Origin of the sequence: Paenibacillus sp. S02 (assembly GCF_019454065.1) — a bacterium.
In the GTDB taxonomy this organism is placed as follows: Bacteria; Bacillota; Bacilli; order Paenibacillales; family Paenibacillaceae; genus Paenibacillus; species Paenibacillus polymyxa_B.
In genome coordinates this window covers 2,203,771-2,227,980 of sequence record NZ_CP073682.1, presented here as the reverse complement: position 1 = coordinate 2,227,980, position 24,210 = coordinate 2,203,771, and the positions used below count along the sequence as shown (strand labels likewise).

Here is a 24,210-nt window from a genome sequence, read left to right as displayed (position 1 = left end):
TACAGTTCTTTTCAACGTTCCTTATGATACATAAAAGAAAAGAAGATGTCAAGCGTTATCCCTTGTCATACAAAAAAAAGCCGATCCACTACCCTTAAACGGAAGTACGGATCGGCTTTTTGCCCACTGTTACTTAAACCCTTACCGGAGTGAGATACAGCAGAACAGCCAGAAAATGAAGTATGCTGCCTGCCAAAACAAACAGATGCCAGATCGCATGGTGATATGGAAATGCCCGCCACACATAGAAAATCGTGCCCAACGTATACATAAGACCACCTACAAACAATAACGTCATCCCTCCGGCGGGAACAGTCGCAACCAGAGGATTCCAGGCAATGGTGATGAGCCAGCCCATCACAATGTAAAACACGGTAGACATAAACAGGAAGCGCTTGGTGAAGAACGCCTTGAACAACACACCAAACAGTGCAATCCCCCAAATCACACCAAACAATGTCCATCCCAGAGTACCTCGCAGTGCAACGAGCATAAACGGGGTATAGCTACCTGCAATGAACAGGTAAATGCAAGAATGATCGAATATTTCGAACAAATCCTTCATTTTCCCTTCACGCAGGCTATGAAGCAACGTTGAATTGGTGTACAACAGCAGCATCGTAATCCCGTAAATCGTAAAGCTGACGACATGCCAAGTGGTTCCTTTCATGCTAGCAAAAACAATGAGTAACACAAGCGCTGCCACGCTTAAAACGGCTCCAATTCCATGTGTAATGGCGTTGGCTACTTCTTCCCGTCGGGAGTAGGTATAGGTGTTTGCCATCGGTTTTTCACCCGGCTTCCTTATTTATATTTTACATACAAGATACATTACATATACGGCATCGACAGACCTCTTGCTTTCATTATACATCTGGGCGAGCTTGAGCAGCAACAGGATGACTACTTAGTCCCAAACGTGGCATGAAGGCCTACTTTAAACGTATCAGTTCTGTTCTTCTTCGCCTGTAGCAGTTGCTTCGACCGTCTCTTCCTGAATCAACCCCGCAAACAACGCATGAACGAATTGCTCGGAATCAAACGGTTGAAGATCATTCACTTTTTCACCTAAGCCCACCAGCTTAACAGGCAAATTCAGCTCCTGACGGATGGCCACAACAATCCCGCCCTTCGCTGTACCATCCAACTTCGTTAGTACCAGTCCGGTTACACCGCTTTTCTCACCAAACAGCTTGGCTTGGTTAAGTGCATTTTGTCCAGTCGTCGCATCAAGTACCAACAACACTTCATGAGGAGCATCTGGAATTTCGCGTTGAATCACACGGAAAATTTTGTTCAGTTCCTCCATTAGATTGCTTTTATTCTGAAGACGTCCTGCGGTATCACACAACAAAACATCCACTTGACGCTGCTTGGCAGCCTGTACGGCATCAAACATAACCGCAGCCGGATCGGAACCGGATTGCTGCTTAATAACCTCTACACCTGCCCGTTCGCCCCATACCTCCAACTGTTCAATCGCACCCGCCCGGAACGTATCCCCAGCAGCCAACAATACTTTTTTGCCCTCTTGTTTAAAACGATGAGCTAACTTGCCAATGGTTGTCGTTTTGCCGACGCCATTGACTCCCACGAATAAGATGACTGTAATCCCGTCAGGACTCATTTTGAGCTGACTATTGTCATTACCCCGCAGCAACTCGGACAGCTTTTCCGACAATACAGGCTGTAACTCGGATGCGTCCTCGATTTTGCGCTTTTTCACTTCTACTCGCAGGTCTTCAATGAGGTTCATAACCGTGTTGACGCCTACGTCTGCTCCGATCAGAATTTCTTCCAGTTCCTCATAAAATTCCTCATCAATCTTTTTACGGCGAATCATCAAGTCCGTTACTTTTTCAACAAAACCTTTACGTGTTTTTTCCAAACCATCTTTGAACTGTTTTGTGACAGATTCAGTTTTGTTTGCAATGCTTTCCTTCAATTTCCTAAAGAAACTCATGGATTCCCTCCGTTGGTCTGAAAGTATGTTATTTAATGTCAGGCAATCTCAGCTTCATCATTATCCAGCTTGACAGATACGAGTTTGGAAACCCCGCCTTCCTCCATCGTAACCCCGTACAGCACATCAGATTCTTCCATTGTGCCCTTGCGGTGTGTGACTACAATGAACTGTGTCTGCTCCGAGAATTCTCGTAAATACTGGGCAAAACGCACCACGTTTGCTTCGTCCAATGCAGCCTCTACTTCATCGAGTACACAGAATGGAACAGGTTTAACGTGTAAAATGGCAAATAGTAACGCCATCGCTGTTAACGCACGCTCACCGCCCGACAGTAGCTGCAAGTTTTGCAGTTTTTTGCCCGGTGGCTGAGCTACGATGTCAATTCCCGTCTCCAATAAGCGTTCCGGGTCAAGCAGCACGAGATCAGTACGTCCGCCTCCGAACAGCTTGGAGAATACCGTTCCAAATTCGCGCCGAATAGCATCGAACGTAGTCTTAAAGCGTTTGGACATTTCTTCATCCATTTCACGTATAACCTGATAAAGTGTTGTCTTGGCCTCCACCAAATCAGACTTTTGCTCATCAAGAAACGTATAACGCTCATGCACACGCTGGTATTCCTCAATGGCGCCTAGATTCACCTCACCTAACGCGGAAATACCCCGTTTGAGCCTTTCTACTTCACTCTGCGTACCTTCAATATCTTCCGGTATAGGGTAACGCTGCTTGGCTAACTCATAGCTGAGTTCATAATCATCACTTAATTTTTTCAGAACATTTTCCAGTTCCACATCAAGTCGATTTACTCCAATTTCCGTTTGACGAAGCAACTCCTCCACTGACTTGAGCTGAATTCGCTGTTCTTTCGTGTCGTTCTCAGCCACTTCCAGCTTTTTGGACAAGCTGCTGCGTGCAGCCCGCTTGAATTCCAGTTGCTGTGCGGCTTCTTCCTTTTTCAAACGGTATTGATTGAGATTTTCAATCTGTTTCACGGTCTCCTGCTCATTGGTCAGCAAATCTGCTTCGATGGAAGCAAGCAAGGTCTTGTTTTGTCTCGAATCCTTACCAAGAGTATCATAATCCCCACGCAATCTGCGCAGCTGCTCTTCCAATGAAAAGCGCTCCTGGTCCAGCTTTCCTTCTCTTACCTTAAGATTCGTGAGCTCTCCCTGCAGCTGCTCTTTGGCAGATTCGTTGGCTTTACGGGCAAATTCCGCAGCGTGAATGGCCTGATGCGTTTTCTTCTCTTCTTCCTCCAGCGCAGCCAACTTTATCAACGCTTCTTCACGGGAAGTTTCCAGCTCCTTGATTTCCTGATCAAAGCCCTTTTTCTCCTGACCAGACGCTGCGACCTGCTCCAGAACATGACGAAGTTCATGCTCCAGTTGCTTGAGCTCCATTGCCATCTGCTGCTCTTCACCGCGCTTCACATCGCCGCCCTGACGCAACTCGTCCAGACGGGTCTGTGTCTCCTCCAGCTGGCGTTTAGTATCTATTGCACTCTGGCGCAACCTTGCAATTTGCTGCTCCGTATCTACAATGTCTTGATCCAACTGATCCAGCTGACGTTTACGTCCAAGCAGATTAGCATTTTTCTTGAACTGGCTTCCCCCAGTCATGGAACCCCCTGCATTGACAACATCGCCTTCCAAAGTGACCACGCGGTATCTATATTGGCAACGGGCCGCAATACGGTTTGCATCTTCCAACGTACGGGCAATGACCACATTCCCCAAGAGACTGCCTACAATTCCGGCATATCGATCATCATACTGAACAAGATCTGCACCGATCCCGACAAAGCCTTCAGCGCCTTCTGCAATTTGGCGTTCCCCTGCGCCGATTTGACGCGGGCGGATAACATCCATAGGCAAAAATGTCGCTCTGCCCAGTTGACGTTGCTTTAGAAAACTGATCGCCTGTCTGGATACGGATTCATTTTCCATCACGATATGCTGAACTGAAGCACCCAAAGCGGTCTCCATCGCCTGCTCTAAATGCTCAGGCACCCGAATCAGCTCCGCTACCGCTCCATGTACACCGTGCAAGGTTTCTTTTCGTGCAGCCTTCAATACCTCTTTAACTCCAAGCATGAAGCCGTCAAAATCATCCTGCATTTCCTTCATCGTATCTCGCCGTGAAATTAGAGCCTCTCGTTTTTGTTCCCATTTACGAACCGTACCCTGGTTTTCTTCCAGTAGTTTTTGCAGGGCTTGGTACTTTTCACTTCCCTGAATATAGCCACTACGCAAACTACTGATTTCCTGCCCCAGCTTCTGAACAGCAGCTTCCAATCCCTTTTTGCGCTGTTCAAGTTGTACTTTCTGGGCTTCCCATTTGCCGGATTCGTCACTTACGCGAGTCACACGCCGTTCCAATGCTTCCTTCTGTTGGTCTGTATAACGAATTTCGTTACGCGCCTGTGCCATCTGATTCATCAGCTCCAGCAGACCACCCTTTAGGCTTTCTTCCTGCTCCTGGCTGATTCCGCCTGTAACACCAATCAGTTTGGCCTCTTCGTCAGACAGCCGCCCACGCAACTCGTCAAGCTCTACATTCAGTGCAGACAGCTTTTCGTTCAGTTGATCCAGTTCACTCCTGCGCTCGGAATGCCGTGATTCGCTTGTGCTAAGTGATAAGATCAATTGTTCCCGATTAGCCTCCAGATTGCGTGTGCGCTCTTTGAGCAATTCGCCGTAGCCTTCACTTTTCTCCGTCGCTTCACTGTATTGCAGCAGATCCCTTTGCAACCGCTCTACTTGCTCTTCCAGCTGGCGTAATTCGTTGCGGTCGCTTTCCAGCATCGCATCGTGGCGGGACACCACCGTAGACAACTGAAGTTGCTCTTGCTGCAGCAAAGCTAGTTTGGAAGTCGCATCGCTCCACGAAGTATGAATTTGTTCAATTTGATGGACGTACATTGAAATTTCTTTGGATTTCAATTCACCGCGCAGCTCTTTAAAATGAATCGCCTTTTCAGACTGCTCCTTAAGCGGTCCAATCTGATCCTCCAGTTCACTAACCAAATCGTGAATTCGCAGTAAATTTTGCTCCGTTTCATCCAGCTTGCGAACCGCATCTTTTTTACGCGATTTATATTTTACGATACCCGAAGCTTCCTCAAAAATACCTCGACGATCCTCAGATCGGGTACTCAGAATTTCTTCAATGCGTCCCTGCCCAATAATTGAATAAGCTTCTTTACCAATCCCTGTATCCATAAACAGCTCTGTAATATCTCGGAGTCTGCATGATTGCCGATTAATGAAATATTCACTATCTCCACTTCGATGTACACGTCGTGTTACCGTGACTTCACCAAAATCCAGAGGCAACGCCTGATCTTCATTATCCAACGTAAGCGATACTTCACCGTAATTAACAGCCTTACGAGCATCACTACCCGCAAAAATAATGTCCTCCATTTTGCCGCCACGCAGTGATTTGGCACTCTGTTCGCCAAGCACCCAACGAATCCCGTCGGAAATATTACTTTTTCCACTTCCGTTGGGTCCGACGACTGCCGTAATGCCGCGGACAAATTCCATTTCCGTTTTATCTGCAAATGATTTGAAGCCCGCCAGCTCAATGCGCTTTAAAAACATGCTCAATCTCACCTCTAACATTTCAAATATGCTTGTACAACACCGTATACCTGATTGATATGAATTATCCCTATTGTAGCATAAACTAGCTTGTATAAAGCACAGTACCGACACTCACATTACACCAGCAAAGCCACGAAAAAAGAGCAAAACGCAGTCCATTCGCCATTACGGGCCGGGACTCCCCGCGGACTGCCCTTTGCTCTTACTTTGTGTCCCCTGCTTGCGTAACCCGTCCGGGCTGCTCAGGTACCGATTACGATTCTGCCAGCTTCAAACGGTTTAAAGCTACTGCCGCCGCTTGCTGCTCAGCTTCTTTTTTGGAGCGTCCCGTACCTGCCCCTAGCCGTTCGCTGTCCATATATACCTCAGCTACAAACTCGCGCTCATGGGCTGGTCCGCGCTCCTCTACAATCTTGTATTCAAGCATCCCCATGTTATGATGCTGCGTCAGTTCCTGAAGCTCTGTTTTGAAATCACTCATCTGAAGCTTACCGTTTAATACAATTTGAGGAAAAATATAACGTTCCAGAAACGACCGGACGGCCTCCAGACCCTGATCCAAATAAAGCGCACCTACGAACGCTTCGAATACATCAGCCAACAGAGCCGGACGAGTACGTCCACCTGTCAACTCTTCACCTTTTCCAAGCAGTACATATTGCCCAAACTCAAGCCCGACAGCAAACTTCACCAGAGAAGGCTCACAGACAATAGCTGCACGCAGCTTGGTGAGTTCGCCTTCGGGTCGGTTAGGGTACTGATTGTACAATTGCTCGGACACCGTCAGTTCCAGAACAGCGTCACCTAAAAATTCAAGACGCTCATTGTCTGCATGCTGACTGAACCGATGTTCGTTTACGTAGGAAGCGTGCGTAAAGGCCTGCTTCAGAAGCTGCCGATTGTTGAATTGAATATGAAGTTTCTGCTGTAATTGCTTCAAGTCTCCACTCAACGAACTGACCCCTTATGCTTCATATTTTTTTAGAATAACCGTAGCATTGTGACCGCCAAAACCAAAGGAATTGGACATAACCACATTCAGTTCCGCTTTTCTCGGCTTATTAGGTACATAATCAAGATCGCATGCCGGGTCTTGATTATCCAAATTAATCGTTGGCGGAATCGTCTGATGCTGAAGGGCGAGACCACAGATCACGGCTTCAACGCCGCCCGCTGCACCCAATAAATGCCCTGTCATCGACTTAGTTGAGCTGATCGCTACCTTATAAGCATGCTCTCCCAGCGTTTTCTTGACTGCTTCCGTTTCGGATTTATCACCGACTGGCGTAGATGTACCATGTGCATTGATATAATCAATCTCTTCAGGATTTAATCCAGCATCACGGATCGCCATTCTAATGCAGCGTGCCGCTCCCTCTGGATCAGGCTCCGTCATATGATGGGCATCGCCAGAAAGACCGTAGCCAATCACTTCACCGTAAATACGCGCACCACGCTTCAAAGCATGATCCAACGATTCCAGAATAAGAACACCAGAGCCTTCGCCCATAACAAACCCGTCTCTTTCGGTATCAAAAGGACGGCTTGCCTTTTCAGGCTCGTCGTTACGCGTGGACATTGCTCGCATGGAACAAAATCCAGCCATACCAATCGGACGAATAGTCGCCTCAGCTCCTCCGCAAATCATGGCGTCTGCGTCACCGCGCTGAATCATGCGGAAGGAATCACCAATAGCATGACTGCCCGTGGCACAAGCCGTAACTGGTGATGTATTGGGGCCTTTAGCACCGAGTGAAATCGACACTTGACCGGAACCCATATTAGCAATCATCATCGGGATGAAGAAAGGGCTTACGCGTTTAGGTCCTTTTTCAATCAGTGCGTTGTGCTGATCCTCCCAAGTTCCCAATCCGCCAATACCGGAACCGACAGATACACCAACACGCTCAGCATCCGCATTTTCTCCGATTACAAGTCCGCTGTCCTCAAGCGCCAATTTACTAGCAGCAACCGCAAACTGCACAAAGCGGTCCATTTTACGCGCATCCTTACGTTCAATATAATCCTCTGGATTAAAATCTTTAATGGAAGCGGCTATTTTCGTAGTGTACTCACTTGTATCAAAAGCTTCGATTTCACTGACGCCGGATTTTCCAGCCATCAGATTATCCCATAGTGTGTTCAAATCCTGTCCCAGCGAAGTGATTACACCCATTCCTGTTATGACAACACGTTGTTTCAAAGATAATCACCTCTATGTCTACTGCATATTGTATTTTAAGACCGCACTCTCTTGTGCGTAAAAATAATATAGAATCAACTAAAGTTAGTAATGCCGCATACTCCTCAGCCTTTGACTAAGTGAAGCTGAGCCAGACTCAAAAACACGCGGCAATTCCGTCTTTAGTTCAATCTGTATAATTAGGAGAAAGTCCCGCCTGTAACAGAACGGGACTTTTGATGACATGAATTAGGTATGAGATTGTATGTACTTCACAACTTCACCTACAGTTGTAATTTTCTCTGCATCTTCATCAGAGATTTCCATATCAAACTCATCTTCCAATTCCATTACCAATTCAACTACATCGAGAGAATCAGCGCCTAAATCATCTTTAAAAGATGCTTCAAGTGTAACTTCGGCTTCGTCGGCTCCCAAACGGTCAACGACAATGCGTTTTACGCGCTCCAATACATCGGACATCCGGCTCACCTCCTCTTAGGTATTATACGAAAATTACAATTAAAATGCCATAGAAGAGAGTTTTCATTGACAACTCTTCATCGGGGCATGCGGATTGCAACATGCTACTACATATACATGCCGCCATCCACATGCAAAGTCTGGCCCGTCATATATGAGGAAGCATCCGAGGCCAAGAACAGCACCACGTCAGCAATTTCCTCAGGCCGTCCAAGACGGGCCAGCGGAATACCGCTCAGCATATTGTCACGCAAATCATCAGCCAGCACCTGCGTCATCTCAGTATCGATGAATCCAGGAGCCACACAGTTCACTGTAATACCTCTCGAAGCAAGCTCTCGAGCAGAGGATTTGGTAAGACCAATTACCCCTGCTTTAGCAGCAACATAGTTGGCTTGGCCTGCGTTGCCAAGTACACCAACCACGGAGGAGATATTGATAATTCGGCCAGAACGTTGCTTCATCATTGGACGTGTTGCCGCCTTAAGACAATTAAACACACCCTTCAGATTCGTTTCGATCACCTGATCGAATTCCTCTTCCTTCATGCGCATGATTAAATTATCTCTTGTAATGCCAGCATTATTCACCAGGATGTCAATCTTGCCCCAAGCGCCAATCACATCCTTGATCAACTGATCTGCTTCGTCAGCGCGACCGACATTAGCCTGAACTGTAATAGCCTCTACACCTTTGGCACGAATCTGCTCTGCTACCTCAGTCGCAGCCGCTTCACTACCAGCATAGTTTACCGCCACATTAGCACCTGCTTCAGCCAGCGCCAGCGCAATACTACGGCCAATTCCGCGCGACGCTCCCGTAACGAGCGCCGTTTTTCCACTCAATGGCTTAGACATCATAGTCCCCCCTTGCAAGTATATAACCCGTTAAGGCAATGATTATACTTTTAACGGGCCTCCAAGGCTTCCGTTACAGAAGCAAACGACTCCAGGCTGCTTATATTATACAGCTTAACCGTTTTGTCGATTTTTTTAACCAGTCCAGTCAATACACTTCCCGGTCCAAACTCAACAAAGGTGTCAACACCTTGTTCTAGTAGCCATGTTACACTGTCTTCCCACAGTACCGGAGAATAGACCTGATCCACCAACAGTTGGCGAATTTCGCTCCCCTCACGTACAGGTTTAGCTGTTACATTGGCAACAACCGGAACCTGAGCTCTGGAGAAAGTTACAGCCCCCAACTTGCCGGAGAGCTTGGTCGCTGCTTCCTTCATCAATGACGAGTGGAAAGGACCGCTAACCTCCAGAGTAATAGCACGCTTGCCTCCTGCTTCCTTCACACGTTCAGCGACAGCAGCTACGCCCTCCTTCGTACCAGATACAACAATTTGTCCGGGACAATTGATGTTGGCTAGTTCGACCAGTTGACCAGACTCCGTAATATCACGGCACAATGCTGACAATGCTTCACGATCAGCTCCCAACACAGCAGCCATCCCGCCTTGCCCATCAGGAATGGCCTGCTCCATGAACTCGCCACGTGTACGAACGATTTCAACCGCATCCTCAAATGCGAGGACACCGGAAGCGACTAGCGCGCTGTATTCTCCTAGACTGTGTCCAGCCACATAATCGGGATGAATGCCCATTTTTTCCTTGAACGCTTCATACAACGCAATGCTCGCTGTTAACAGTGCAGGCTGCGTATTGGATGTTTGCTTCAAAGCTGTGTCCGGCCCTTCAAAAATCAGTGTGCTTAGTGCGAACCCTAACCGTTCGTCCGCTTGGCGAAATACTTCTGTTGCAGCTGGAACTGCTTCATAAGCATCTTTAGCCATACCTACAGCTTGTGAACCCTGACCGGGAAATATAAATGCCGTTTTGCCCATCGTGTATGCACCTCTCTGTATCCAATGCTTGTCCTGTAAAACACTACACAAATTCAATATTATATCAAAACTTCCATCTTATTACCAGACAAGAACCGACGCTCCCCAGGTCAAGCCACCGCCAAAGCCCACCATTAATACACGGTCGCCTTCCTTCATGCGGCCTTCCTCAGCTGCTTCCACAAGAGCGAGAGGGATTGATGCTGCCGATGTATTCGCATATTTATGAACATTAACAACTACCTTTTCCTCTGGTAAATCCAGACGTTGCATCGCCGATTGGATGATGCGAACATTGGCTTGATGCGGAACGAACAGATCAATATCATCTTTGGACAGCCCTGCTTTTTCCAACACATCGACCGTTGCCGTTCCCATAACACGAACCGCGAACTTGAACACTTCGCGTCCGTTCATGTAAATATAGTGCTGTTTATTTTCCAGTGTGTCTGCACTCGCAGGCAAACGCGAGCCTCCTGCTTCCAACTTGAGTAAGCTGCCTCCGGCACCTTCAGCCCCGAGATCAAAGGATTGGAATCCTCTACCTTCAGGCACTTCGCCAATCACTACAGCTCCTGCACCATCTCCGAATAGAACACAGGTATTGCGGTCGGTATAATCTGTAATCCGAGAAAGACAGTCTGCCCCAATGATTAATGCATTATTATAGATACCTGTCTTAATGAAGCTCGTTGCCGTAGCAAGTCCGTATACAAAACCCGAGCATGCCGCAGACAAATCGAAAGCTGCTGCGCCTTTGGCTCCCAATTTGTCCTGAAGAATGCAGGCAGTTGACGGAAACGCCATATCCGGTGTAACCGTAGCTACAATAATTAAATCCAGATCCTGTGCCGTCATACCCGCGGACTCTAACGCCTTAATCGCTGCTTCATAAGCTAAATCAGATGTAGCCTGCTCTGGAGCCGCAATATGGCGCTCCTGAATCCCTGTACGGCTGACAATCCATTCATCGCTCGTTTCTACGATTGCTTCCAAATCTTTATTGGTCAGAATTTTCTCAGGTACGTATTTCCCTGTTCCGATAACACCAACCGGCCGTAATTTATTCATATCGTCACTCACTTCCTGCTGATTTCCTTGGATATACTTTCCACCAACCGGTTTTGCAAGGCCGTACGAGCCTGCCTTACCGCATTTTTGACGGCAACGCCGTCAGACGAACCGTGACTTTTCAGGACGAGTCCACTCAAACCCAGCAAAGGAGCCCCGCCATGCTCTTTATAATCCAATTTACCTTTCAGAATGCGAAGCTCAGGCATAATCAAGGCTGCCGCAAGCTTGGTCTTCAAGGATTTGGTGAATTGCTCTTTTAAGAGAGAAAATATGGCCCCGGCTGTACCCTCTAGCGATTTTAGCATGATATTTCCAGCAAATCCATCGCACACCAGTACATCGCAATTCCCGGTTAACACATCTCTCGATTCAACATTACCCACAAAATTGACAGGTAACTGCTCAATAAGTGGATATGCCAACTTCGTCAGTTCATTGCCCTTCCCAGCTTCGGTCCCCACATTCAGCAGACCCACCCTTGGAGAAGTCACACCGTGAACTTTCTGACGATACAAGCTCCCCATCAGTGCATACTGGGCAAGATGCTCAGGCTTGGCATCCATATTGGCTCCCAGGTCTAGCGCCAGAATACCCTGATCATCTATCGTTGGTATCATCGGCGCGAGAGCCGGACGTTCAATGCCCTCCATTCTTCCAACCACCAGCAACCCTGTGGTCATTAGCGCGCCTGTATTACCTGCGGATATCATGGCATCCGCTTCGCCTTCTCTGACCATTCGACCAGCTACGACCATCGAGGCATCCTTTTTACGGCGCACTGCCTTTACAGGCTCGTCCTGCGCATCTATCGTTTCGGATGCATGGCGAATGCTGAGGTTCGTCGGCAACGCCCTACCGTTCAGAACCGATTCAATTCGTTCCCGGTCACCAACCAGCGTAATGTCCGTATCCTTCCATTCCGCCGCCGCAGATAGCGCGCCCTCTACTATCGCCTCAGGAGCATTATCTCCCCCCATGGCATCAATGGCGATCCGCATGCTGACTTCCTCCTTCGCTATACTCTTCCTCCGTGGAGCGATAAATGACAAAGTTGCCTTGGAACACCATTTCTTCTCCTACGTAGGCAAAGACTTCCACTTTAGCCTTGCCTTTTTGTTCTGGATTTGAGCGTACATATGCCTTGGCAATGCACTTCTCACCTAAATGAACCGGGCGGACAAAGCGTATATCCGCTGACGCAGTCAATGCTATCTCATCATTAATCACGGCAACGGCCAATGAATTGGCCTGGGCAAATACATAATGCCCCCGCGCAATGCCAGTACGCGAAAAAATATGTTCCTCTTTAATCTCAAAAATCGAAATACCGCTTCGATCCAACTGTAGATCAACGATATCCCCGATCACTTCATGCAAAGGCAAGGAACGAACCTGGTCGTAGGAGCGCTCAGCCATCAGCTTTAGCCGTTCCCGCAATTCTGGGATTCCCAGTTCCATCCGGTCCAGCCGAATAGTCTGAATACTTACCTTCAGCTGTCTTGTCAATTCCTGATCCGTTACGAACGGATTATCATCAATTAATTGAGTCAGCCGCTGCTGTCTCTGTCTCTTCGGCAAACGTTCGATGTCAGTGATGCCTCCTTTCCCTACAATAAACTGTCGTTCAGACGACAGTTCGGGTTACTTTACTTCACTTTCTAACGGCGAAACTTCAAGCCGATTTGTCTTCTTGTATGTATAAAGGAACCTCTTCGGCCCTTCTTTCTTAGAACCTGGTACTAAAACAGTATATAGCATGCTGACGTAAAAAGGAAGCATGCAGACAAAAAAAAGTAGCGCCTCACTGAAGTGAAGCGCTACTCTTCCTGCGAAGATTCCAAAGAATCCGCTTATCGGACATTATTGAGAGATGATCTCTCTAGCTTTGTACGTTCCGCAAACTTTGCACACATGGTGAGCAAGTTTCAATTCGCCGCATTCGGAGCATTTCACCATACCTGGTACTGCCAGTTTAAAGTGAGTACGACGTTTGTCGCGACGAGTTTTGGATGTTCTCCGTTGAGGTACTGCCATTATTCCCACCTCCTTAACCAGATCAACCCGCATAACGGGTATGACTTCTTATCTCATTCAAGACTGGAAGAAAATGCCATAAGCAATTATCTTACAGCCGGTGAATCAAGCCTGCAACATCCACGCATCGGTTCAGTAACTCTCCGGCACAAGCGGATGATGATTTTTCAGAATTGAACTCAATTCTCATTTAAAAAAATCCTTAAGCCCTGCCAGACGCGGATCAATCTTTTCCGTATCGCCATCGTTACTGTCATCGGAGCCAATACTCCAGTTTTGTCCGGTCTTTGGTGCGATTCCCTGACAATCCTCACTGCACAAAGGCGCAAACGGCACATGCAGTACAAACAGTTCTTCACAATACGGTGCAATGTCGAAGGAGTCCTCCGTCACTGCGATAAAATCGCCATCTTCATCCTCCTCTTCAACACTCGAAGAGGTTTGCTTGAACCGTTCACGGAATTCAATCTTTAAATCCTCGTGCATCGGGCTTAAACAGCGTGAGCACAGCATGTCCAGACCTGCGGTCAACGTGCCTTCCACGCTCATCAAGCCTTGACCCAGACTAACGGCGACCATGTCGGTCTCCAGCGGGGAAACGGCCGTAACATCAGCGCGATCATCCACCAATTCACTCACATTAAGAGATTCACGGATAGGAAAAGGACCGTCACTTGTTGCTACTTTGCGAAAAAATAGTTGCATCACTATCACTCCAAACAAACAAAAATTATTATACCGACTGATCGAGTCGTTTGTCAACACCTTTCACTTTACACCACTCACAAATCCACCGGTTTTCCAATGGTTCGACAAGTTTTATGCAGAAGCAAAAATGTATTGTGCTAAACATGTACCGATGAGTATTCGTACCCCCGCCACTCTTCGTGTACAATAATGCGAGTATAAAGCTTTTTCGTCCAGGTCTCAATGGTCTTGTTCATGCCGACGATGAAAAATCAGTATAGCTGCCCTGAAAACAATCATTCACGGGTACTTAACCATTATTATCAAAATAGTTACCCAATAAGCTACTTTAAGAAAGGAGCCGACATACGGTCTTGAAAACACTCGGTATGATTGTAGAGTACAACCCCCTGCATAACGGACATGTCCATCACTGGGAGGAATCTCTTCGCATCACTGGTGCACAGCGCACAGTGGCTGTGATGAGTGGCCCTTTCCTTCAGCGGGGCGAACCCGCGATTACAGACAAATGGTCCCGCACCGAAATGGCACTCGCCATGGGTGTGGACCTAGTTCTGGAGCTGCCTGTGGCCTATGCCGTCCAGCCTGCAGAATGGTTTGCCCGCGGAGCGGTCGCCCTGCTCCATGCGACGGGCATCGTCGACGCACTCTGCTTCGGTAGCGAGAGCGGAGACATCGCCCCGCTGCGCGCGCTGGCCCGCGTGCTGGCGGCAGAGCCGGCCGAGCTCAAGGCCGGCATCGCGCAGCGCCTAAGCAGCGGCACGAGCTATCCCGCTGCCTACGCGGGAGCCGCAGCCGCGCTGGCGGCCGAAGGAGAGGACGGCGCTGCGCTCGCCGCCCTCATGCAGCAGCCCAACAATACGTTGGGGCTGCATTACTTGATTGCGCTGGAACGGCTGGGCAGCACAATCAAGCCCTTCACGGTAGCCCGCACGGGATCAGGCTACCATGAAGCCGTGGCCCCTGCGGACGGAGTCATCGCCAGCGCCACGGCCATCCGCCGTCTGCTGCTGGACGGCGGGCCGGTGGCTGCGTCGCCGTACATACCTGCGGCGACACTGGAGATTTTGCGGCGCGAGTGGCAAGCCGAACGCGCGCCGCTGCATTGGGAAGCGTTCAGCCAGCCGCTGCTGAACGCCCTGATCACACGTAGCCCGCAGCAGCTGGCGGAGCTGCACGAGGTCACCGAAGGGCTGGAGCATCGTCTGCGGCAATCGCTGTACACGCTGCCCCAGCCTTCTGTGGAGGCCCTGCTCGTCGCAATCAAGACAAGGCGCTATACTCGTACGAAGCTTCAGCGGATGTGTACACATATTTTGCTGAATCATGCCAAAGCCGATATGACTCCGGCTGAGCTGGCGAAAGGTCCGGGCTATATCCGCGTGCTCGGCTTTAACAGGGCTGGACGCGAGCTGCTGGCACGTATGAAGCAGACAGCCACCCTTCCGGTATGGGTCAAGCTGTCTGCCGGATCACATCCTCAGCTGGACTGGGATACAGCCGCAGCCGCCATACACGCAGCCGGGATGCCACGTCCCGCCATCCGCGACATGTATGCTGATTACTTGCGACCGCCCATTATGGTTTGATGGGCAGCTTTTCCATATAATTCAGCGCATCGCCAAGCTTGCGAACCGGAACAAGCTTCATCCGGGTTCCAATTTGCTCAGCTTTGGCCTTCGCCTCTTTATAATTATCCGCAGGGACGAAAAACAAATCCGCACCCTGACGGTCAGCAGCAACTATTTTATACTTTGCACCACCAATTGCTCCAACCTGACCGTCCTTATCAATAGTACCCGTACCTGCTACACGATATCCCTTACTCAGATCACCTGGTGTCAGTTGATTATAGATTTCCATGGTAAACATCAAACCTGCCGAAGGACCGCCAACATCCGTAGATGTAAAATGAATCGTTTTACGTCCATCCTTCGGCTCTACCTTCTGTACCGTGGCAATACTGACGCCAAATCCGGAACGTTGCTTGCCTGTCTCACTGTCCGTGATGGTCGTTAAGGGAGCTTGCACGGTCAGCAACTTTCCATCGCGCTTTAGCTTCACTTTAGCCATTGTTCCCGGTTTTTCGTCCTCCAAAGCCTTCCGAATGGACCGATTATCGGTCACCCTCACGCCGTTCAGCTCCAATATTTCATCTCCAGGCTCGAAAACGCTGTTCGATCCCGGGATCTTAAATACATATACATAATCTGGCACAATCCGATAGGGGACATGGGCACGGGTGTAGGCAGCCTCCATTGCGGAAGATTGGGAATCCCCCATATACCATACCTGTTCTGCCGCATATTCGTCTTCACTTCTTCCATGCAGACGATCCTCTTTGCGTTGAATCTCCGAATTGCGGTCCAGCTTGGACATTCCCAACATGATAACATTGGCATAACGCGCCGATACCGTCGTCATCATAAAGGTCCCCCGTTCGATGCTGTCCCCCTCCTGGACTCTAACCATCGGTTTGATCTCGTTTGCCCCACCTGGTCCATAGATCAGATAAGGGGTTGGCATATAGACCAGCACATAGACCATTGCAGCCAGCATTAAGACATAACCGGTTGTAAAAAAAACTTTTTTCCGGTTTATTCGTTTCATTTGCTTCTCCCCCCTTGCAGCCTAACTTCTCCTATCCTACCCAAGTGCCTCTGCACCACATGTTCTCAAGCCTTCCGAAAAAGCATACATTGTTTACGACAACGTATACGAACAACCTATCCCAAGACAACGAACGTGAATAAACGCTGGAGACAGCATCCGACTCTCCTTAGTATATTTATGAGAGGTGAATTCTTTGATGCAAAAGGAAGCCCATTCCGCTCCTTATTGGACAACCGTACTGCTTGGCCTTGGAGCCATTTTACTTGTACTGGCTGTTGTCGCCTCACCAGAAAAAGTATTTCAAGCCTCTACTCAAGGCCTTAAGCTATGGTGGAGTATTATTTTCCCGGCCATGCTGCCTTTTTTGATGCTGTCCGAAATGCTCATCGCCTTTGGTCTAGTACATGGACTAGGTGTCCTGCTGGAGCCGTTTATGCGATTCTGGTTCCGTCTACCCGGGCGAAGCGGCTGGGTGTTGGCCCTCGGCCTGACCGCAGGATTCCCGGCTGCTGCGGAAGCAGTGCGCCAATGGGCACAGCAGGAGGATATGACCGCGTTTCAGCTTCGACGTCTAACCGCTATCGCTCATTTCTGTAATCCGATTACCATCCTGCTCGTCATCGGGACAGGGCTACTGCACAATGCTGCCGCAGGCGTGATGTTACTTGCCATTCACTGGATTTCCGGGCTGCTGGCAGGCTGGATCACAGCCAGACTACCTGTACCGTCCAAAGAATTGCAAAAACGGGAAACGCCAGCTGCCCTCCGGCGCACCTCAGTTTCCCGTACTTCTCCCTCCCTGATCCGATCCGCATGGGAAGCTACCCGCTCTGCCAGAGAACGGGACGGCCGCAGTTTCGGAAAACTGTTGGGCGAAACCGTATCCCATGCTGTACAGACGCTGATGGTGACAGGTGGATTCATTATTTTCTTTTCCGTACTGATTCGACTGCTGTCCATATATACAGGCCAAGGATCGCTTTCTTTCATATGGCCTGCCTGGATGGAAATCCATCTGGGTTCCTATGAAATCAGCCGTCTTCCCTACGATCTCCGTACACAAGCAGCCCTGATCAGTGCTGTGTTGGGCTGGGGCGGCCTGTGCGGCTGGCTTCAAATTACCGCCGTCACCAGGCCTTCCGACAAGGGTATCACCTTCACCCTGTCACGAGTGCTCCATGGGATCATTGCTTTTGGACTTACCTTGGCGACATGGGTCCCGCTTAGCCGCATCTTCAGCAATACAACTCCCGCTTACGTCAGTCGCAGTTCTGTGTCTTCTTTTGCGGAAAGCGTAAATGAATCCGCCACGCATCCTGTCATGGCCGGAGCCAGCGGCTTATTAACACAAATTGAAGGAACATCTATGTACCCCTGGCAACTAACCGTACTGTCCATTGCACTGCTAGGTACAATTATAGTTACCCTGCTGGCCTTTTCCTTTATGACTTCATGGTGGAGCCGCCGCGATTCGCGTTGACCTTCGCACGCAGTGCGTCTTCCACCTCCGGTGCCACCAGATCTACAACCTTGCCATCAAAATGCGCAATTTCCTTCACCATACTGGAACTCAGATATGAATAAGCCGGATTAGTCATCATAAAGATTGTTTCCGCATCCGGGTTCAGCTTATGATTTGTAGAGGCTAATTGCAGCTCATATTCAAAATCAGTCACCGACCGGATTCCTCTGACAATAACCTGGGCCCCTTTTTGACGTACATAATTAGCTGTCAGATCACGGAAGCTGTCCACTTCAACGTTGGGGATATCGCGAGTTACCGTTCGCAGTAACTCCATTCGTTCCTCAAGTGAAAACAGCGGATTTTTACTAATATTGTTAAGAACCGCGACAATCAATAGATCAAACTGTCTGGCTGCTCTTTGAATAATATCTTGGTGCCCCATCGTCACGGGATCAAAGGTTCCCGGATATACGGCAATACGTGGTTTGTGCTCAATCATGATGATCCTCCCCGTCTGATTCGCTGATGCCGAATTTGACCCCTCCGGCTTCTGTATGTTCTACGACATCCGACAAAGCATCGGCTGCAAAATGATAAATAGATAACGCCGTTTCACCATAGACTGCTTTTCTGACCTGTTCGAACGGCCCAAAGCTTTCCGGATATTCATGTCCTGATTCATACTCCAGCACGATGATTGCATCTGAACGAAGCAAGTTCAACTCAGCCATACGGCTCATTAATTCATCTCCGTGTTTGAGACGATAGGGTGGGTCCAGAAAAACAGCATCAAAAAGAGCTCCACGTTTTGCCAGCACCTTGAGCGCTCGTCCGGCATCATTGCGGAACACTTCAGCCTGCCCTTCCAATCCAGTTTTTCGCAAATTTTCTTTAATGACATCAATGCTTTTGGATTCCATATCAATAAAAACAGCCTTGTCCATTCCCCGGCTAAGCGCCTCTATACCCAGGCCACCACTGCCAGCAAACAGATCAAGTACGACTCCCCCATCAAAATAAGGACCTATCATGCTAAATAGCGCTTCCTTGACCTTATCCGTGGTCGGCCGCGTCCCTGTGCCGGGAACTGCCTTTAACGGCCTTCCTTTGGCACTACCCGATACCACTCTCACGCTGAAACTCACCTATTTTCTATATGTGTTCATAACCATATAAGATTATGACGCTATCGTACCACATGCACCGCCGTTTGAAAAACTTAGGATGAGGCAGGTATAAAAAACCATTCCCTGGGCATCCTTAGGATATCGGCATTCAACCAATGTCGTAGACAACCGCGGAGAAGACTTACGTTTCCCCATAAGCTCTTCGTCCGGTTTCTCCTCTCCCATTCGGGCGCTCTTTAATGGAGCGCCTGATTTTTTTTGCATAAAAAGAAGCTGCTTAATAGCAGCTCTATGTATCATTTTTCTATTTCGGCATTTTGTTTATTTCAGCAGTTCCTCGGGTGTATCCCCTTGATAAACATACACGTAACTCGCCACTGATACAGCAAATGTTGCAAACATAGACAACGATGTAGCTAATCCATATACCATTTTCCTCATCATTCCACTCACCTCCTTCCCCGGATCAATGTTAGGCTTTGGACCAAAAAAGCAACAGCCACTACAGAGGAACCGATTACAAAATTAGTACATACAAGCAAAGAGGATAACAGTCGCAAGAGGGGATAAAACCGTACTGGTATGCGCGACTGCTTTTCAATTCTGGACGGGGCAAAACATAAAATGAGAATGAGAGCTATTCCGGTAAACAGGTTTGTCCACCAACTATTTAAGGCAATGCAGGATATGTAAGTAAAAGCTGCTGAGGTCACCAACACACATGCCATGCCCGTTTTCAAATGAATGCCTCCTGATATTTGGCGCAGTAGGGCGAAAGCGACGAGAATCGTTACAGCCTCTACCATCCGCCCCGTGAAGATTGAGGCGAATAGTGTTAACACGATGATCATGGACGCATTCAGAATGAGAGCAAGTGCGTATTTAAGGACCGCGACAGAGGCAGGATGATCAGGCACGGTACGTTTGATCTGGTTAGCAAGTTTGAAAGCCATCGCTTCAATCATCCCGGTATTCCTTTCCGATTGCATAATAGATGAAAAATCCCGAAACCAGTGCAAAAAATATCATATTTAACCATACCTCGTTATAGTAGAGCACAATAGAAGTTGAAATGAGCGACAGGATAATCAGCGTGATGACAATGCCATATTCCTCTTTGAACTTTAGCTTCTTGAAATTAGGGGAAAAGCCGATCCCTTTTCGATACAACATCAATGAAATAAGCAGTCCTACTGCCGCGCTTACCACTTGTAGCAGATAGCCCTTCAAGGACCCATCCTGCAACTCAGAAACCGGAAGGTTGCCGAACATGACTTTTAGGAATACCGACTGAACAACGGCATATGCAAAATAACCTGTAACCGTCATAATACCGGACCACACAATCGGAATCTTCACGACCGTAGCGAGTAAAAAAATAAAAAGCAGCATATTTACGACAGGCACCAAATACGAAAAGGAGAACTCCTCTCGGAGCATATAACTTTGCAAATTCATAATCAGGTTAACAAAAATGGCCTGCCATAGATAAGGGGTCATTTTAACTTTAAAAATACTCAAAATCAGCGCAAAAACAGCTACTCCCTCAAGCGTGGAGAAAAGCAAAAAGCCGATTGGCTTCAAAAGCATGCATGCATCTCCTTTACAATTCCAACAAACCTCATCGGTGTATTCAAAAACTTGGATGTACATCGAATATAAAGGGCTGGGAGCTACTTTTCAAGAGGTCTTTTCAATTATTTCATAGATTTATTCAAGCACTTCAACCAAATGTTATCGGATGCTACTTCAAGTTGCAGCTTAGGCAACACTTTCTTTGACCGAATCTCCCTGCTTGTGCACAGGCTTCATACGTGATATAAGCTTTTTCCCCCAACGGATGCCGGGCTGTTCAATCCACGAGTAGGTAAACCAGGATAGTCCGATGGTGAATAGTAACGTCATGATAAACATAAGTGTGAGGCTGACTAGGGGAGCAAAAGGGATTTTAACCTGTACGATTAGCCCCAGAACCAGCATATGCGTCAAATACATGCTGTAGCTAAAACGGCCGATCCATGACCATACCCGATTAAGTAGCCAGATCGGCTGCCAGTGATACAAAGCATACGCTCCCAGCAGCAACCCTACACCTATGAGATAATCAGTCATGCCTCCAAAAAACGCAAATAGCACAGAAACCAGCAGCAACCCCCCACTGAGCCGGTCTATACTTTTCCAGTGCCGCTCGTCTTTCCAAATGAAAAACAACAATATACCTAGCCCAAAGACAGGCAATTGATTCGGAAACCATAAATACAGATAGTGCCCCCATAATGAGTGATCACTAATCCACGGATATTGAACAAATACCGTATTTAGCCCGAAGCTTACCACAAGCGCCATCACAACAAACCAGGTCGCATGGCGGACTGATCGGATCAGCTTAAATAATAGGGGGATAAACAGATAAAACATACATTCCACCGCAATGGACCATTCCACACCAATAATGCTGTTGATCCAGTACGGATTCAGACCATTCAAAAACAGGACATGAGCTGCGATATTGGCGGCAGTGACTCCCTCCTGATCTCCAAGCCAGAATCGTGGACCTGTCCCGTTCACAACTAAATAGATTCCTAACATCACGTAATACAAAGGAGCAATTCGAAAAAAACGACGCAACAGGTAAGCTGAAATTCTTTCCCTCTTGTCACCCGAACGTCTGTTCAAGGACAGAAATAGCGTAAAAGCGCTGGCCATATAAAATAAAGCGACACCCTTAGCTCCTACACTCAAGCCTTTTTGCAACCATCCGCTTAATCCGTCTACATGCTGGCTGACATGCACAAGTAAAACTCCAATAATGGCCAGCGCCCTCAGCGTATCTACAAATTGCAGCTTGTCATCTTCCATTTTCCCCTTGGCTTCGGGCATCGTATCCCTCCATAACAGTCTCAAATGATACATTTTGTATCTATAATACACAAAATGTATCACTAAAGTAAATATCTCTGTTATGCAAAAAAAAAACACCCTCCGACCGCAAAGAAATGCGGCCAAAAGATGTTCATTTTGTCCTTGCTATAGTCAGCTCACGCAAATGAGTATGGGCTAATTGGCAGTGACTTTATTTCAGGATTTTGCAAAATTCGATTCCAGTCGCTCCGAAGTGCAAGATATAGACGAACTAAAGCATTTCGATCTATATCCTGTTCATCGGAAGTTGCTTATGGGATTTTTGCAAAATCCTCATTTGTTTAAATGAAAAGGTACGGTCGTTACGATCACGTCTTTGTAGTTAATCAAATAAGCTCTCATCAGTAAGCTGGTCTGATTGTGTAGAATATTTTCCCACCAGTGCTTGGTGATGAATTGTGGAATGAGGACAGTGATATGGTCCTCGTCTGCTTTTTTCCACTCTACTGTATCGATGAACTTGCGGAGCGGATTAATGATGCTGCGATAACGGGATCTCAGCACTACTAAACGTATGCCCACATCCCACTCTTCCCACTTCTGTTCCATTTTTTGAATCGCTTCATCATCCACACCCACATATACGGCAACCACATTGTCCGACAAGGTTTTGGCATAGCTGATCGTATTCATAACGACTCGCGTAATACCTGCCACCGGAATAATAATCGTATTGCCTTTCACCATGGGTTTATCCTTGGTAATATCAATGCGCAGTTGTTCAGCCGTATTTTTGTAATGCCCGTTGATCTTCATAAAGAAATACAGTACCAAAGGCAGAAAGATAAAGACTACCCACACCTGGCTAAACTTAGTAAAGATAAAAATGAGCGTAATCGACAGCGTGGTCAGCATCCCAACCGTATTAATAGCAAGCTTGACGATCCAGCCTGGCGGTTTGAGCCGTATCCAGCGAATCATCATGCCAAGTTGCGAGAGCGTGAACGGAATAAATACCCCTACGGCATAAAGCGGGATCAGATTTTCTGTGTTGCCGCCAAATACGATGACCAGCAATGCCGAGAAGATACTCAGAAACAGGATACCATTAGAGTATCCGAGTCGATCTCCACGAACCATGAACATGTGCGGCATGTATTTGTCCTTCGCGAGCATAAAAGCAAGTAATGGAAAGGCCGAATAGGCTGTATTCGCCGCCAAAAACAAGATGAGCGCCGTTACGCCCTGAATGATGTAATACATCACACCACGCCCGAAAGTGGCGTTCGCAATTTGCGAAATGACCGTTTCATGCGGATTAGGACGAACACCGTACCAATAAGCCAGCAAACTAATTCCGATAAACATACATCCGAGAATCAAACCCATCATCATTAGTGTAGTTGCTGCATTTTTCGCAGCTGGCTTGCGGAAATTCGGAATGGCATTCGAGACAGCTTCTACCCCAGTTAACGCCGAGCAACCCGAGCTGAACGCCTTCAGTAGCAGGAACAGGCTGACGTTGGATACCGTAGCTCCAAATTGCGGTGCTGCAGCATGAGCTCCCCCTGCCACGTAATGAATAATACCGCTAATAATCAAAACAAAAATGGCAACAACAAATAAATAAATCGGTACAGCCAGCACCGAGGCAGATTCTGTCACCCCGCGCAAGTTCATAATAGTCAAAAAGATAATCATAATCAGAGCAATGGCGATCCGATGATCATGTAACGACGGGAACGCAGATGTAATGGCATCTGTACCTGCTGATGAGCTAACTGCTACCGTCAGAATATAATCGACCAGCAAAGAACCACCTGCAATCAGACTCGGACTCTTTCCTAAATTGTCCTGTGCAACAATGTACGCTCCGCCACCACCAGGATAGGAAAATATGGTCTGTCTATAGGACAGGATCAGAATGATCAGCAAACCCAATACCGCAATGGATATAGGAATGGAATACCATAGGGCAGCGAAGCCAGCTGTAATTAAAACCAGCAGAATTTGCTCCGTTCCGTAAGCTACAGAGGACAAGGCATCTGAGGACAGAATGGCCAGTGCCTTGAGCTTATTCAGTTTCTCATCTTCAAGGGCCGTCGACTTTCGCGGACGACCGATTAATAATCTTTTGACTTTACTCAGCATTTCGTTGACTCCTTCTTTGGATGAGGGTTTTGCAAAAGAACTATGGATCTTATGTTTATTATGTCACCTGCACATCAGATTGATG

The 24,210-nt window shown here is 47.8% G+C and carries 23 protein-coding genes; 2 read left to right on the top strand and 21 right to left on the bottom strand.

The genetic code is table 11. The features are described from left to right. Positions 1-133: 133 nt before the first annotated feature. The 13 genes from trhA to KAI36_RS09845 all read right to left on the bottom strand — a co-directional run bounded on the left by trhA (position 134) and on the right by KAI36_RS09845 (position 13,904). The gene (gene trhA / locus KAI36_RS09905) at positions 134-784 is read right to left on the bottom strand and encodes a PAQR family membrane homeostasis protein TrhA (protein ID WP_025721713.1); all 651 of its coding nucleotides are present in this window, start codon (positions 782-784) and stop codon (positions 134-136) included. A gap of 162 nt (positions 785-946) precedes the next feature. After that, positions 947-1,963: a signal recognition particle-docking protein FtsY gene (gene ftsY, locus KAI36_RS09900; protein WP_220027635.1), complete on the bottom strand. Its 1,017-nt coding sequence runs from the start codon at positions 1,961-1,963 to the stop codon at positions 947-949. Positions 1,964-2,001: 38 nt separating this feature from the next. Next, on the bottom strand, positions 2,002-5,571 hold the full coding sequence (gene smc / locus KAI36_RS09895) for a chromosome segregation protein SMC (protein WP_220027634.1): 3,570 nt from the start codon (positions 5,569-5,571) through the stop codon (positions 2,002-2,004). 256 nt (positions 5,572-5,827) lie between these two features. Next, positions 5,828-6,526, bottom strand: coding sequence for a ribonuclease III (rnc, locus tag KAI36_RS09890; RefSeq protein WP_013309856.1), 699 nt, complete (start codon positions 6,524-6,526; stop codon positions 5,828-5,830). A gap of 12 nt (positions 6,527-6,538) precedes the next feature. Next, entirely contained in the window at positions 6,539-7,777 is a 1,239-nt protein-coding gene (gene fabF / locus KAI36_RS09885) for a beta-ketoacyl-ACP synthase II (protein WP_023988165.1), read from the bottom strand. A 228-nt stretch (positions 7,778-8,005) separates the two neighbouring features. Next, complete coding sequence (locus KAI36_RS09880) at positions 8,006-8,239, bottom strand: acyl carrier protein (protein ID WP_007429985.1); 234 nt, start codon at positions 8,237-8,239, stop codon at positions 8,006-8,008. Between the two features lie 107 nt (positions 8,240-8,346). Then, complete coding sequence (gene fabG / locus KAI36_RS09875; protein ID WP_025721716.1) at positions 8,347-9,096, bottom strand: 3-oxoacyl-[acyl-carrier-protein] reductase; 750 nt, start codon at positions 9,094-9,096, stop codon at positions 8,347-8,349. Positions 9,097-9,146: 50 nt separating this feature from the next. Beyond that, positions 9,147-10,091, bottom strand: a complete 945-nt coding sequence (fabD, locus tag KAI36_RS09870; protein WP_220027633.1) for an ACP S-malonyltransferase — start codon at positions 10,089-10,091, stop codon at positions 9,147-9,149. 81 nt (positions 10,092-10,172) lie between these two features. Further along, entirely contained in the window at positions 10,173-11,162 is a 990-nt protein-coding gene (locus KAI36_RS09865; protein WP_023988162.1) for a beta-ketoacyl-ACP synthase III, read from the bottom strand. Between the two features lie 8 nt (positions 11,163-11,170). Continuing rightward, positions 11,171-12,163 carry a phosphate acyltransferase PlsX gene (gene plsX / locus KAI36_RS09860; RefSeq protein WP_220027632.1) on the bottom strand — a complete coding sequence of 331 codons (993 nt, stop codon included), beginning with the start codon at positions 12,161-12,163 and terminating at the stop codon, positions 11,171-11,173. Then, entirely contained in the window at positions 12,147-12,743 is a 597-nt protein-coding gene (gene fapR / locus KAI36_RS09855; RefSeq protein ID WP_007429980.1) for a transcription factor FapR, read from the bottom strand. The genes plsX and fapR overlap by 17 nt, the downstream gene beginning before the upstream one ends. Positions 12,744-13,025: 282 nt before the next feature. Continuing rightward, positions 13,026-13,199 carry a 50S ribosomal protein L32 gene (gene rpmF, locus KAI36_RS09850; RefSeq protein WP_007429979.1) on the bottom strand — a complete coding sequence of 58 codons (174 nt, stop codon included), beginning with the start codon at positions 13,197-13,199 and terminating at the stop codon, positions 13,026-13,028. Positions 13,200-13,385: 186 nt separating this feature from the next. Beyond that, positions 13,386-13,904, bottom strand: coding sequence for a YceD family protein (locus KAI36_RS09845; protein WP_220027631.1), 519 nt, complete (start codon positions 13,902-13,904; stop codon positions 13,386-13,388). A 356-nt stretch (positions 13,905-14,260) separates the two neighbouring features. Here KAI36_RS09845 and KAI36_RS09840 point away from each other — a divergent pair, with 356 nt between their 5' ends. Continuing rightward, on the top strand, positions 14,261-15,496 hold the full coding sequence (locus KAI36_RS09840) for a nucleotidyltransferase (RefSeq protein ID WP_220027630.1): 1,236 nt from the start codon (positions 14,261-14,263) through the stop codon (positions 15,494-15,496). On the opposite strand, the gene KAI36_RS09835 is transcribed toward KAI36_RS09840, so the two are convergent. Beyond that, entirely contained in the window at positions 15,486-16,517 is a 1,032-nt protein-coding gene (locus KAI36_RS09835; RefSeq protein ID WP_220027629.1) for a YlbL family protein, read from the bottom strand. The genes KAI36_RS09840 and KAI36_RS09835 overlap by 11 nt on opposite strands. A gap of 199 nt (positions 16,518-16,716) precedes the next feature. Here KAI36_RS09835 and KAI36_RS09830 point away from each other — a divergent pair, with 199 nt between their 5' ends. After that, a complete protein-coding gene (locus tag KAI36_RS09830; protein WP_220027628.1) occupies positions 16,717-18,000 on the top strand; it encodes a nucleoside recognition protein in 1,284 nt (427 codons plus the stop codon). On the opposite strand, the gene coaD is transcribed toward KAI36_RS09830, so the two are convergent. The 7 genes from coaD to KAI36_RS09795 all read right to left on the bottom strand — a co-directional run bounded on the left by coaD (position 17,963) and on the right by KAI36_RS09795 (position 24,125). Continuing rightward, a complete protein-coding gene (coaD, locus tag KAI36_RS09825) occupies positions 17,963-18,484 on the bottom strand; it encodes a pantetheine-phosphate adenylyltransferase (RefSeq protein WP_013309846.1) in 522 nt (173 codons plus the stop codon). The two genes, KAI36_RS09830 and coaD, sit on opposite strands and share 38 nt — an antisense overlap. Further along, positions 18,477-19,118 (bottom strand): 16S rRNA (guanine(966)-N(2))-methyltransferase RsmD, encoded by a 642-nt coding sequence (rsmD, locus tag KAI36_RS09820; RefSeq protein ID WP_220027627.1) that lies wholly within the window; start codon positions 19,116-19,118, stop codon positions 18,477-18,479. Before rsmD ends, coaD begins: the two co-directional genes overlap by 8 nt. Before the next feature lie 315 nt (positions 19,119-19,433). After that, positions 19,434-19,556, bottom strand: a complete 123-nt coding sequence (locus KAI36_RS09815; protein WP_023988155.1) for a cyclic lactone autoinducer peptide — start codon at positions 19,554-19,556, stop codon at positions 19,434-19,436. 5 nt (positions 19,557-19,561) lie between these two features. Then, positions 19,562-20,077 (bottom strand): accessory gene regulator ArgB-like protein, encoded by a 516-nt coding sequence (locus KAI36_RS09810; RefSeq protein ID WP_220027626.1) that lies wholly within the window; start codon positions 20,075-20,077, stop codon positions 19,562-19,564. Beyond that, positions 20,070-20,702 carry a hypothetical protein gene (locus KAI36_RS09805; RefSeq protein WP_023988153.1) on the bottom strand — a complete coding sequence of 211 codons (633 nt, stop codon included), beginning with the start codon at positions 20,700-20,702 and terminating at the stop codon, positions 20,070-20,072. Before KAI36_RS09805 ends, KAI36_RS09810 begins: the two co-directional genes overlap by 8 nt. A gap of 171 nt (positions 20,703-20,873) precedes the next feature. Next, a complete protein-coding gene (locus KAI36_RS09800; protein WP_220027625.1) occupies positions 20,874-21,992 on the bottom strand; it encodes an acyltransferase family protein in 1,119 nt (372 codons plus the stop codon). Positions 21,993-22,307: 315 nt separating this feature from the next. Continuing rightward, positions 22,308-24,125 carry an APC family permease gene (locus tag KAI36_RS09795; RefSeq protein ID WP_025718517.1) on the bottom strand — a complete coding sequence of 606 codons (1,818 nt, stop codon included), beginning with the start codon at positions 24,123-24,125 and terminating at the stop codon, positions 22,308-22,310. Between the last annotated feature and the right edge of the window lie 85 nt (positions 24,126-24,210).